General features: G+C 68.1%; 13 protein-coding genes. 7 read left to right on the forward strand and 6 right to left on the reverse strand.

Going from position 1 to position 11,059, the window contains the following annotated elements; all coding sequences use genetic code 11:
- Positions 1 to 558: gamma carbonic anhydrase family protein (locus VFG33_RS36470; RefSeq protein WP_325057594.1), on the forward strand; the 558-nt coding region annotated here is incomplete at its 5' end.
- Here VFG33_RS36470 and VFG33_RS36475 read toward each other — a convergent pair.
- The 5 genes from VFG33_RS36475 to VFG33_RS36495 all read right to left on the reverse strand — a co-directional run bounded on the left by VFG33_RS36475 (position 541) and on the right by VFG33_RS36495 (position 5,534).
- Positions 541 to 1,581 (reverse strand): ferredoxin family protein, encoded by a 1,041-nt coding sequence (locus VFG33_RS36475; RefSeq protein WP_325057595.1) that lies wholly within the window; start codon positions 1,579 to 1,581, stop codon positions 541 to 543. The two genes, VFG33_RS36470 and VFG33_RS36475, sit on opposite strands and share 18 nt — an antisense overlap.
- Positions 1,582 to 1,693: 112 nt before the next feature.
- Positions 1,694 to 2,941, reverse strand: a complete 1,248-nt coding sequence (locus VFG33_RS36480; protein ID WP_325057596.1) for a cupin domain-containing protein — start codon at positions 2,939 to 2,941, stop codon at positions 1,694 to 1,696.
- On the reverse strand, positions 2,938 to 3,495 hold the full coding sequence (locus VFG33_RS36485; RefSeq protein ID WP_325057597.1) for a BatC protein: 558 nt from the start codon (positions 3,493 to 3,495) through the stop codon (positions 2,938 to 2,940). Before VFG33_RS36485 ends, VFG33_RS36480 begins: the two co-directional genes overlap by 4 nt.
- A 134-nt stretch (positions 3,496 to 3,629) precedes the next feature.
- The gene (gene cobC / locus VFG33_RS36490; protein WP_325057598.1) at positions 3,630 to 4,685 is read right to left on the reverse strand and encodes an Rv2231c family histidinol phosphate aminotransferase CobC; all 1,056 of its coding nucleotides are present in this window, start codon (positions 4,683 to 4,685) and stop codon (positions 3,630 to 3,632) included.
- Positions 4,686 to 4,742: 57 nt separating this feature from the next.
- Positions 4,743 to 5,534 (reverse strand): carbon-nitrogen hydrolase family protein, encoded by a 792-nt coding sequence (locus VFG33_RS36495; protein ID WP_325057599.1) that lies wholly within the window; start codon positions 5,532 to 5,534, stop codon positions 4,743 to 4,745.
- Positions 5,535 to 5,606: 72 nt separating this feature from the next.
- Here VFG33_RS36495 and VFG33_RS36500 point away from each other — a divergent pair, with 72 nt between their 5' ends.
- The 3 genes from VFG33_RS36500 (at position 5,607) to VFG33_RS36510 (ending at position 8,460) form a co-directional block, all read left to right on the forward strand.
- Positions 5,607 to 6,500, forward strand: coding sequence for a phosphotransferase family protein (locus tag VFG33_RS36500; RefSeq protein ID WP_325057600.1), 894 nt, complete (start codon positions 5,607 to 5,609; stop codon positions 6,498 to 6,500).
- Between the two features lie 35 nt (positions 6,501 to 6,535).
- Positions 6,536 to 7,513, forward strand: a complete 978-nt coding sequence (locus VFG33_RS36505; protein ID WP_325057601.1) for an NAD(P)H-quinone oxidoreductase — start codon at positions 6,536 to 6,538, stop codon at positions 7,511 to 7,513.
- A gap of 233 nt (positions 7,514 to 7,746) precedes the next feature.
- Positions 7,747 to 8,460, forward strand: coding sequence for a class I SAM-dependent methyltransferase (locus VFG33_RS36510; protein ID WP_325057602.1), 714 nt, complete (start codon positions 7,747 to 7,749; stop codon positions 8,458 to 8,460).
- A 42-nt stretch (positions 8,461 to 8,502) separates the two neighbouring features.
- Here VFG33_RS36510 and VFG33_RS36515 read toward each other — a convergent pair whose 3' ends face one another.
- Positions 8,503 to 8,916 carry a VOC family protein gene (locus VFG33_RS36515; protein ID WP_325057603.1) on the reverse strand — a complete coding sequence of 138 codons (414 nt, stop codon included), beginning with the start codon at positions 8,914 to 8,916 and terminating at the stop codon, positions 8,503 to 8,505.
- A 73-nt stretch (positions 8,917 to 8,989) separates the two neighbouring features.
- Between VFG33_RS36515 and VFG33_RS36520 the strand changes: the two genes are divergently transcribed.
- The 3 genes from VFG33_RS36520 to VFG33_RS36530 are packed head-to-tail and all read left to right on the forward strand — an operon-like array spanning position 8,990 to position 10,945.
- Complete coding sequence (locus VFG33_RS36520; RefSeq protein WP_325057604.1) at positions 8,990 to 9,565, forward strand: TetR/AcrR family transcriptional regulator; 576 nt, start codon at positions 8,990 to 8,992, stop codon at positions 9,563 to 9,565.
- A gap of 46 nt (positions 9,566 to 9,611) precedes the next feature.
- Positions 9,612 to 10,232 (forward strand): PadR family transcriptional regulator, encoded by a 621-nt coding sequence (locus VFG33_RS36525; protein ID WP_325057605.1) that lies wholly within the window; start codon positions 9,612 to 9,614, stop codon positions 10,230 to 10,232.
- Positions 10,229 to 10,945 carry an ABC transporter ATP-binding protein gene (locus VFG33_RS36530; protein WP_325057606.1) on the forward strand — a complete coding sequence of 239 codons (717 nt, stop codon included), beginning with the start codon at positions 10,229 to 10,231 and terminating at the stop codon, positions 10,943 to 10,945. The genes VFG33_RS36525 and VFG33_RS36530 overlap by 4 nt, the downstream gene beginning before the upstream one ends.
- Positions 10,946 to 11,059 lie beyond the last annotated feature (114 nt).

Here is an 11,059-nt window from a genome sequence, read left to right on the forward strand (position 1 = left end):
TCCGCGTATGTGGCGCCGTCAGCCGTGCTCTGTGGAGCCGTCGTGCTGGGGGAAGGCAGCAGGGTGCTGCACGGCGCAGTGCTGACCGCGGAGAACGGCGAGGTCCGCCTCGGAGAGAACAGTGTGGTGATGGAGAACGCCCTGGTACGCGGCCGGGCGGACCATCCCGCACTGATCGGTACTGCGGTCCTGATCGGTCCGCAGGCCCACGTGAACGGCGCCACGATCGAGGATGAAGTGTTCATCGCCACGGGCGCCGCGTTGTTCCCCGGTTCGGTCGCCGGCGCGGGTGCCGAGCTACGGATCAACAGCGTGCTCCAAGTCAACTCCCGACTGGAACCCGGCGCCGTCCTGCCGATCGGCTGGATCGCCGTCGGTGATCCGGCCGAGTTCTTCTCGCCCGATCGGCACGAAGAACTCTGGGAGCTCCAGCGCGATCTCGACTTCCCCGGCACGGTGTACGGCGTCCCTCGCGGTACCTCCATGCGCGAAATCATGGCGCGCCAGTCCGAGTACTACGGCGCCCACCGGGACGACCGCCTACTCCCCGACAACTGACCCGCTCGGACTTGTGGTGCCTGGCTCTGCGAGGTCCACCGAGTTGACGAGGGTGAACTGGCGGGCGCGGCCGGGTGGGACGGCGGCGCAGGTCATTGCTCCGTCGACGGTGATCATCTGGGCAGCGACCTCGACGGTGATCTGGCGACCGTGGTGATCGAGCGCGACCTGCCACCTGTTGGGGGCCAGTTCGCGGACAGAGATCGGCCTGAGGGCGTCGACGGCGAGTGCGGTTGCAGCGTTGTCGCCCTCCAGGGACACAGTGGCCGCACGGGCGAAGTGTTGAGCCGCTTGGACGGGTGGGTTCAAGGCGCCTGATCCGCGGAGGAATTCTGGGACGAGCAAGCCTTTGTCGTAGGCGTGGGCGAGTTCGACCGCCTCGTCTGCAGGGACGTGTCCGTAGAAGAGGCTGTGCGGCAGGAAGACGAGGTTCGCGGCGAAGCGGTCTCCGCCGACGTGACTGCATTCCCAAGTGCGGTCGGGGAATGCAGCGGACAGCGCAGCGGCGGCTGGGCGACCGCGGACGGCACAGCAGGCGTCGTGACGCCCGTGGGTGCAGACGAGGTAGATCGGTTCGGTGCTCGGCGTCCCTTGGTCTTTGCCGGCAAGGACGTCGAGGAGGTGCTCGTCGGTGGGCAGCTCGCCCCAACGGACCGATTCGAAGCCGGGGCGGCTGTCGACCAGGGCCCACTGACGTGGCGCCGTCTTGTCGATGCGCCCGTGGCGTCGGATCAGCACCGGACGGTAGCGCCCGGCGACACAGAGCCGCGACACCTCCGCAGCCAGACTGCCCGGATCTCCCGGGACCTCATTCGCCGACTGACGGTCCCCTGGGATTGGCGGCCGGTCGGCGCTCTTGGCCGTCGGCGGTTGCCGGCGGAGGGCGGTCAGGGCGGTGCGGGGCCAGGGGTCACGGCATTCGATCAGCAGCCAGCGCTCGGCCGGCGGCGCCGATGCCAGCAGAAGATCTCCTCGCCGCTCCGCCGAAGCCGCGCATCCTGTCTCAGGCCTGTATCCCGCCACCACACCAGTGTCCGCCCCCTGGTTTCCCGTCAGCTCAGCCCCCGCGCCGTCGCTGCTCGGCGGTCCAGCCCCACCCGACCAGGCAGATGCGCTGCAGCCAACCAATAGCGAGTCACGGGGTGCTCGCGACCAGCACCGCTTCGGTCATCAGACGGCGGACCAGGACGAGTTGGTCGGCGTCGTCCAGGCCGGGAAGCTCGCCGACTTTGACCTCGCCGCCCTCACACAGTCGCGTCACTGCATCAGCAGTTGCCTTTGGCAAGGAGACTGTTCGATCCGGTAGTTGCAACAACACTGGATCACCGGGCACCAGGCGATAGCGGAGACCCGCGCGGAGACGTACCGCAGTACCGACTGCGAGGCCGGCGATCGCGGCGGCATGGGCGAGCGGGGGTAGTGGAGCCGGTCGGTTGCCGGACCACGTACGCCGACGCAGGCGGGCTGCAAGGTCTTCAGCCGAAGCAGTTTGAACAACCTCGGCAAACAACGCAGCAACCTTCTCCAGCTCTGCGGCTAGCTGCGTCGGATCACCAGGATCGAGTCCGAGCGGGAGAGCAGTCCGCAGTTCCGCCTGACCAGCTGCGAGGGCCGCCAACTCCTGCACGAGCAGGTACCGCGTCATCGTGTGCAGCCCGACCGTCAGGTGCGCACTGACCCCGCCAAGCGTCTTCGCGGAATGCAGGAAGCCGCGCGGTACATACAGCGCATCACCAGGACGCAGTACGGCATCCACCACCGGTGCTCTGTCACGGGCGGCCGCGGCAACGGCCGGCGCGTGGTCGGTCCACGGCTGGCTGCGCAGTGGGTCGACATGGACCGGTTCATGCACAGTCCAGTGCTTCTCGCCTGCTACCTGCAGGACGAAGACGTCGTGTACGTCGTAGTGCGCGGAGAAACCCTGTGACTCCGCAGGCGTGATGTACGCATTGATCTGCACCGGGTGACCAGCATCTGCTGACAATTGCGTAGCGAAGTCGACCAGCGGCGGCCAAGTACGGTGCAGCGCTTGCAGTACCACCGTGTTACCGCTGGCGAACAGCGCGGCGACCTTGTCATCACGCACCTGGTCGCCGATCTCGGCGCCCACCCCGGCAGGCCCGGTGAACTGTCCGTCGCCGACGACAGCGCCGTTCTTGGCGATACGCAGGAAGGGCGTCCGGAGGCCTCGGCGGGACAGTAGTTCGTCCGCGGCCTCGAGGCTGAACAGATCCGTGAACGGTCCGGGTAGGTCGGCGGCGGCAGACAGCAGGGCTCGTGAGCCCCAGTAGTTGCTCGCGAACTCTTCCGGTTCACCCGCTACACAGCGCCGGAGTGCCGGGCGCCCTTCCGGGTGCGGCCCGGCCTCCGGCACTGGACTCACCAACTCCCGGAGTTCCCGCCGGCGCCGCCGTCCGCTCCACCATCGGTCGCGCCCGGGTCGGCGCCGCCATCAGCGGGCCCTTCCGAACCAGCACCGCTGTCGGCTCCACCATCAGCACCGCCGTCACTCACACCAGGCGAAGCACCACCATCGGCAGGACCTTCGGAACCAGCGCCGCCGTCAGCACCGCCGTCAGCGCCACCGTCCGACGTGCCGCCGTCCGCGGGGCCCTCCGCGCCACCATCGGCACCACCATCGGTCGCACCGGGTGTTGCCCCGCCGTCGGCCGGACCCTCGCCCGCGCCACCATCAGCACCGCCGTCACTTACACCCGGCGAAGCGCCACCATCCGCGGGACCCTCCGAACCGGCACCGCCGTCAGCACCGCCATCAGCGCCACCGTCCGACGTGCCGCCGTCCGCGGGGCCCTCGCCCGCGCCACCATCGGCTCCGCCATCGGCACCTCCGTCGTGCGCACCAGGTGTCGCGCCACCGTCGGCCAGGCCCTCGCCGTCACCGGACGAGGTCGTCATGTCGTCGTCGTCCAAACCCATGATGCTGCTCCCTTCGAAGAGTGCTTCGGTGCTTCCCTTGTGCGCAAAGTAGATCGGTCTTAAACCTGCGCCCGGGTTACAGCGGGCACTCGGTTGGACAGCGATCACCAACGTCTCGTGAACGGGACACTAAATCACCCGAGCACGTCCCGCCAGACCTTCAGAAAGCCGTCGGTGATCGCCTCCGGGCGCACCGCGATCCGCAGCCAGTCAGGCCCGAGACCAGGGAACGTGTCACCCCGCCGAACAGCGAACCCCCGCTCCCGCAAGGCCTCCCGAACCGCCGCCGCCCCCTCCACCCGAACCAACACAAAAGGCCCCCGCGCCACCCCGTACGACGAAACCCGCCCCCCGTCGTCGGCTCCATCCGTGCCGAGGAGCCCGTTCAGAAGGTGGGCTCGTTGGTGATCGATTTCTTGCGCTGCTCGGGCTGAATCCTCCACGGCTTGCTCGTTGCTGCAGGCAATTGCTGCTGCGAGGGCAGGAGTGGACACCGGCCAGTGGGGTTGGACCGCGGCCAGTTGTTCGATCAGCCCGGGCGCGGCCACGACGTACCCGACTCTCAGCCCGGCGAGGCCCCACGTCTTCGTCAGGCTGCGGATCACGACGAGCCCGGGGATCGAGGCTCCGACCAGCGATTCCGGCTCACCCGGTACGGCGTCCATGAAGGCTTCGTCGACGACCAGGATCCGGCCGGGCCGCGCGAGTTCACGGAGGTCGTCGGCCCGCTGCAGGACGGACGTGGGGTTGGTCGGGTTGCCGATCACCACCAGGTCGGCGTCATCCGGTACGACGCGCGGCCGTAGTACGAAGCCGTCCTCCGGCGTCAGGATCACGCGGTCGACCAGATGCCCGGCTGAACGCAGCGCCGACTCCGGCTCGGTGAATTGTGGATGAACGACAACGGGATGCCTCGGTCTGAACGCGCGGGCGATCAGTACGAACGCCTCCGCCGCGCCAGCCGTCAACAGCACCTGCCCCGGGCTGCAGCCGTGCCGCGCGGCGACCGCGGCCAGCGCGGGCTCCTGACGCGGGTACGACGCCAGGTCCGTCAGGCTGCCGGCGATCTCCTCGACCAGCCAGGCCGGCGGCGTACCAGCACGAACGTTGACCGCCAGATCGACCAGCCCGTCACCGACCTCCAGATCGCCGTGGTGTTCAAGGTCGAACCCGTCCACCCACTCCGTCACCCCAGGAGGCTAACCCGCCGCGGCCAATTCCGACTGCCCTTTGTCCACAACGGGCGGCTACCGGGGAGTGACGGTATAGCGGCGGTTCTGCAGGGAGGGGTTGCGTTTGCGGACGTCGGCGAGGCGGTCCGCGGAGATGTCGGCGGTCGCGAGCCCGTCCGCCTCCCCGACAGAGACCACCGGGATGCCCTGGGGATCGATGACCTGGCTGAGGCCGCAGTACTTCTTGCCGTTCTGGGCGGCAGCCGCGACATAGCAGGTGTTCTCGATCGCGCGGGCGGTGAGCAGCGTCGTCCAGTGGTGCTCCTTGAGAGGGCCACGAACCCAAGCAGCCGGTACTACGAGTACGCCGGCCCCGGCATCCACCAGCGCCCGCGACAGCTCGGGGAATCGCAGGTCGTAACACGTCATCAACCCGAACTTCTGCCCGGCGACCTTCACCACGACCGGAGCGACATCGCCTGCCGTCAACTGGTCGGACTCCCGGTAGCCGAACGCGTCGTACAGGTGGATCTTGCGGTAGGCGCCGAGCAGTTCGCCGTCGGCGCCGACCGCGAGCAGCGTGTTGTACGGGCGGGCCTCGTCGCAGCTCCGCTCGAACATGCCCGCGACGATCGCCGTACCGTGCTCGAGCGCGCTCTTGCGCAGAGTGCTGACGAACTCGCCGTCCAGGGGTTCGGCCAGGTCACCGACCGAACCACCCTCGCTGGCGAAGTCGGCCATCATCGCTTCGGGCAGCACGACGAGGTCAGGCTGGTCCCGCGCGGCCTCGGCGACCAGGCGCGTCACGGCGTCACGGTTCGCGGCCTTGTCGTGGGTGCTGGCGGTCTGGACCACGGCGATCTTCACAACACCATGGTGCCGCATCCGGCCAGATTAAACCGGTCGCGCGCTGGATCGGGCGGCCCTACGGTGAGCCGGGTGATCGAACGAGTGGGTGCGATGGTCGAGATGGCCTGTCCGGGTAGTGCGATCACAGAGATCGTGCCGCGGTCGGGTGGTCAGCTGAGTAGCGTCTTCGAGGTACGCCGGGACGCCGCGGAGCCGGTGATCGTCAAGGTGTACGAACCGGAGTGGGCCTGGAAGCAGGCCAAGGAAGTCCATGTGTACCGACTGATGGCGACCGAGCTCGACGGTTCGATCCCGCGGGTCATCCACGCGGAGCCAGCGAGCGAGACCAACGCGTTCACCGTCCTGACGAAGCTCGACGGTGTTCCGCTGTCCGAGACCGAACCGCCTGACTGGCGTTCCATCTACGAGCAACTCGGGGGTTTGCTCGCGAGGATCCACCGGATACCGCAGCCGGCGTACGGGTATCTCACTGATCAGGTGCTCGATCCGCTGCCGACGAACGACGAGTACATGCGGCGCCAGTTCACCAAGAAGCTCGCGGAGTTCGACCAGCTCGGCGGCGATCCGGTACTGCGGGCGGAGATCAGCCGGTACGTCGAGTCGCACGCGGGGTTGTTCCTCGAGAATGAGAAGCCCGTCCTTTGTCACAACGATTTCCATGAGGGCAATGTGCTGGTGGATCCTGAGAGTTGGCAGGTGCACGGGTTCATCGATGTGGAGAACGCGATCGCCGCTGATCCGCTGATGGATCTGGCGAAGACCGAGTGCTACTCGATCTGGGGAAACGCGGACAAGCTCGCCGGCCTGGTCGAGGGCTACGGCGAGCTCCCTGTCGGTTGGCGCGTGCGGACCACCCTCTACCGGCTGTACCACTCACTCGAGCTGTGGGACTGGTTCAAGCAGACCGGCACCTTCGACCCGCTCGACAGCATCGCCAACGACATGGCAACCATCGTCCGCTGAGGTGGGGGCGGTGGGGAGGCAGTAGCGTGGCGGGTATGCGAGCTGTCGTTTGTGAGGGTGCGGGTGGCGTCGACGTCCTGCGGATCGGGGAGCTCGAGGATCCGACGCCGGGGCCCGATGAGGTTGTCATCGACGTGGTCGCGGCCGGGGTGAACCGGGCCGATCTGCTGCAACGGCAGGGGTTCTATCCGCCGCCGCCAGGTGCGCCCGGCGTCATCGGCCTCGAGGTTTCCGGCACGATCTCCGCTGTCGGCGCTGAGGTCGAGGGCTGGTCCGTCGGCGACGAGTGCTGCGCGCTGCTCGCCGGTGGTGGGTACGCCGAAAAGGTGCTTGTCCCAGCCCCACAGGTGATGCCGGTACCGGAGGGCGTCGACCTGATCAGCGCGGCGGCTCTTCCCGAGGCGGTCGCGACCGTCTGGTCGAACATCTTCATGGGCGCACACCTGAAGGACGGCGAGACCATCCTCGTCCACGGCGGCGCCTCCGGCATCGGCACGATGGCGATCCAGCTCGCCGTCGCGCACGGTGCGCGAGCGCTCTGCACAGTCGGCAGTACGGACAAGATGGACTTCTGCACCCGGCTCGGCGCCGATGTCGCGATCAACTACAAGGAAGCCGAGTGGGCCTCCGTGGTCAAGGAGGCGACCAATCAGGCCGGCGCCGACGTGATCCTCGACATCATGGGCGCGAAGTACCTGCAGGACAACGTGAAGTCGCTCGCCTTCGACGGCCGGCTGGTCGTCATCGGCATGCAGGGCGGCACCAAGGGTGAGGTCGACCTCGGCCGGTTGATGAGCCGTCGCGGTTCGATCACCGGTGCCGGCCTGCGGGCCCGGTCGGTGGAGGACAAGGGCCGGATCCTCGCCGAGGTGGTCGGGCACGTCTGGCCGCTGTTCGCCGCGAAGAAGGTCCGCCCGATCGTCTACCGCACCTTCCCGCTGGAAGCAGTCGCCAAGGCTCACGAGACCCTCGAACAGTCCACCCAGATCGGCAAAGTCCTCCTTACCACCTGACCTGCTAGCTGAGCAGCCCCAGACTCCCGGGGGCTGTCTCTCATCCCCGCTGGCACACCCCCACCCGGCCGGGTGGGGGTGTCGGCTGGCGCGTTCAGAGTCTCGACGCGCTGGATGCCCGGGCGTAGCGTCAGAGCCAGATCTGGACTCGCGGTAGCGGCTCGTCGCCGCTACCGGCTGGGGGCTGGAAAGGGGGCCGGCGAGGTAGCCAATACCCCCAGCAGGGGGCGGTCGTGACCGACCAGAACAGGCGTGACGAGTCGGCCGATCGGGGGATCCGCTCGAAGACGCCGGAGAACGGCGAGCCGCACGGCAGCTACGGGTCGGCATACTTCGAGACGCGGCTGGCGAACCACCCGAACCGTGCCAAGATCTGGCGGCACGTCTGCACCTACCTGCAGAGGTGGATCCCCGCGAACGCCGAGGTCCTCGAACTCGGCGCGGGCTGGTGCGACTTCTCCAACAACGTGGTGGCCAAGCGGGTCGTCGCGATGGACCTGGACAGCAGGCTCGGCCGCGCGGCCGCCGAGCACGTCGAACCAGTGATCGGCGACTGCACCGACCTGGGCAGGTTCGAGCCCGGAAGCTTCGACATCGTGTTCGCCTCCAACCTGCTGGAGCACCTGGAGCGGGAGGCGTCCAACCGACTGCTCGCGGAGGCGAAGCGGGTCCTGCGCGCCGACGGCCGGCTGATCCTGATGCAGCCCAACTTCCGGCTCAACCCCGGCCGGTACTTCGACGACTTCACCCACGTCTCGATCTTCACCGACGAGTCCCTGCAGGACTACCTGGTCGCTGAGGGCTGGAGGATCGACGAGGTACGGGCGAGGTTCCTGCCGCTGACGCTCAAGTCCAAGACAGGCAGTCTGACCTTCCTGGTCCCGTGGTACCTGCGCTCCCCGATCAAGCCGCTGGCCGGCCAGATGCTCGTCGTCGCGTCCCGCTGACAGCCTCCCGGAAGCCCGATAGCCAGAGGCAGCCACGGCCGATCACGACGGAGTGTTGGCTGCGATCCACGCCGGGTCGGGAGCGACCAGCTGGATGACGTCGATCCAGGTGCCTTCCGGGTCCCGGGCGTAGAAGTGACGCTGCCCCCACGGTTCCGTCACCACCTCCGTCTCGAGTCCGATGCCCGCCTCGGTCAGCGCATGGGCGACCTTGTCTGCATCCTCGACGATGAAGCCGAAGCTGTTCGTACTGTCGCCAGTCGCCGACACCGCAGCCGGCACGGACTCGTGCCCACGCAAACAGATGGCGAGCTCCCAGTCCGCCGAACCCCGGCGCAGGCAGATGAACCAGCCCAGGTCGACGGTGATCTGCAAATCGAAGTGCTGTTCATAGAAAGCGGCGACTTCCGCGGGACGCGAGGTCACGACGGTCGCACCGAAGGCGGCGGGGTGCATAGGCTCTCCTGACTACTACAGCTGTTGTTGTTAACAACGACATGTGTAGTGGATACCTGCTAGCCTTGTCAACATGCCGAGGAACCCCGAACGCCGCATCCAACTCGCCGACGCCGGCCTCGCAGTGTTGGCTGATTCCGGCGCGCGCGGCCTCACCCATCGAGCGGTCGACGCCGCGGCAGGTCTGCCCGCCGGCACCGCATCGAACTACTTCCGCACTCGCGATGCCCTCCTCGGCGCACTCGGCGAGCGGATCTTCGAGCGCTTGGCTCCCGACGAGGCCGTACTGGAACCCCTCGCCCAGCGGCAGCCGACGGTCGACCTTCTCGTCGACTACGTCCGCTACATCGTCGAACGACTACTCGGCCGCCCGGAGCTCTCCCTCGCCCTGCTGGAACTGCGACTCGAGGCTGCCCGCCGGCCAGGACTCCACGAAATCCTGTCCCGCACGCTCCAGCAGGGCTTCGACGCGGACGTCTCCTTCCACGTCCAGGCCGGCCTGCCCGGCGGCGCGGAAGAGGTCCGCCTCCTGCATTTCGCCATCGACGGGCTGGTGCTCGACCAACTCACGCCCGGCATCGGCCGCCGGTACGACGTCGACGCCATCACCGCCCGCCTGGTCCGCCGGCTCGTGGCGGGTACTCCGTGATCCCTGCTGTTGACCGGCACATACTGGGTATGCATACTCAGTATCTATGTCGATCAAGCACGGTTTGCTGGCGCTGCTCCGCGTGGACGCCAAGTACGGGTACCAGCTGCGCGGGGAGTTCGAGGCAGCTACCGGCGCCACCTGGCCACTGAACATCGGGCAGGTCTACACGACCCTGACCCGGCTGGAGCGCGACGGCCTGGTGCGGTCCGCCAGCGGTGAGGGCAACGGCGACGGGCGATCGATGTACGAGATCACCGACGCCGGCCGGACCGAGCTGACCAGCTGGTTCGAGACCCCGGTGACCCGGGAGTCGCGACCGCGGGACGAACTGGCGATCAAGCTCGCCCTCGCGCTCGCAGTACCGGGAGTGAATGTGACGTCGGTGGTGCAGCGGCAGCGGGTCTCGACCATGCAGGCATTGCAGGAGCTGACCCGGCTCAAGCGCAACAGCAGGGACGGCGACATCTCCTGGTTGCTGGTGATCGAGTCGATGATCTTCGCCGCCGAGGCGGAGATCCGCTGGCTGGACCACTGCGAGGCGATGCTCTCCCGGCACCGCGCAGCCCAGAGCAAACAGCACGACAGCTTGCAGCAGGGCGGCAAGCAGAGCGACGCGGGGCAGGGACAAGCGCCGAACCAAACCGAAGCGGGGGCACAAAGATGATTCTGGACATCCGCAAACTGACCCGGGTGCATGGCAGTGGCGAGCAGGCCGTGCACGCACTTCGCGGCGTCGACCTGGCCGTCGCGGCCGGCGAACTGGTCGCAGTGATGGGTCCATCGGGCTCCGGCAAGTCCACCCTGCTGACCTGTGCGGGCGGCCTCGACCGGCCGACCAGCGGCGAGGTGCTGGTCGACGGCAACGACCTCACCACCCTCAGCCGCAATGCCGTGGCCGCGCTGCGACGCCGCCGGATCGGCTACGTCTTCCAGGACTTCAACCTGATCCCCGCATTGACCGCTGCCGAGAACGTTTCGCTCCCGCTCGAACTCGACGGCCTGCGCGCTCGCAGCGCCCGCAAGTACGCCGAGGCCGCACTGGTGGAGGTGGCCATCCCCGAGTTGGCCGGCCGGTTTCCGGATGAGATGTCAGGTGGTCAGCGTCAGCGAGTGGCGATCGCCCGGGCGATCGTGGGCGAACGCCGCCTGCTCCTCGCCGACGAGCCCACCGGCGCGCTCGACTCCGACACCGGGGAAGCAGTCCTCCAGCTCCTGCGGGACCGCTGCGACCAGCACGGGATCGGTGGAGTCCTGGTCACCCACGACGCCCGGCACGCCGCCTGGGCCGACCGAGTCGTCTACCTGCGCGATGGTGTGCTGGTAGGCCAGTCCGGTCCGCTCCCGGAGGCCGATGTGCTGCTGCAGGAAACCCGCTGATGGGCAGCTGGGGACCCCCACTGCGGATCGCCCGCCGGACCACGCGGCGCTCGCTGGGCCGGACCTTGCTGGTGGCGGCACTGATCGGGCTGCCCGTCCTCGGAGCCAGCTGGA

Origin of the sequence: Kribbella sp., from assembly GCF_035687465.1 — a bacterium.
Taxonomy (GTDB): Bacteria; Actinomycetota; Actinomycetes; order Propionibacteriales; family Kribbellaceae; genus Kribbella.

Excerpts from the sequence above, each read along its gene's own strand:
- VFG33_RS36485 (WP_325057597.1), bottom strand. The coding sequence starts at position 3,495 with ATGGGTTTGGACGACGACGACATGACGACCTCGTCCGGTGACGGCGAG.
- VFG33_RS36505 (WP_325057601.1), top strand. The coding sequence starts at position 6,536 with ATGCGAGCTGTCGTTTGTGAGGGTGCGGGTGGCGTCGACGTCCTGCGG.
- VFG33_RS36515 (WP_325057603.1), bottom strand. The coding sequence starts at position 8,916 with ATGCACCCCGCCGCCTTCGGTGCGACCGTCGTGACCTCGCGTCCCGCG.
- VFG33_RS36520 (WP_325057604.1), top strand. The coding sequence starts at position 8,990 with ATGCCGAGGAACCCCGAACGCCGCATCCAACTCGCCGACGCCGGCCTC.
- VFG33_RS36525 (WP_325057605.1), top strand. The coding sequence starts at position 9,612 with ATGTCGATCAAGCACGGTTTGCTGGCGCTGCTCCGCGTGGACGCCAAG.
- VFG33_RS36530 (WP_325057606.1), top strand. The coding sequence starts at position 10,229 with ATGATTCTGGACATCCGCAAACTGACCCGGGTGCATGGCAGTGGCGAG.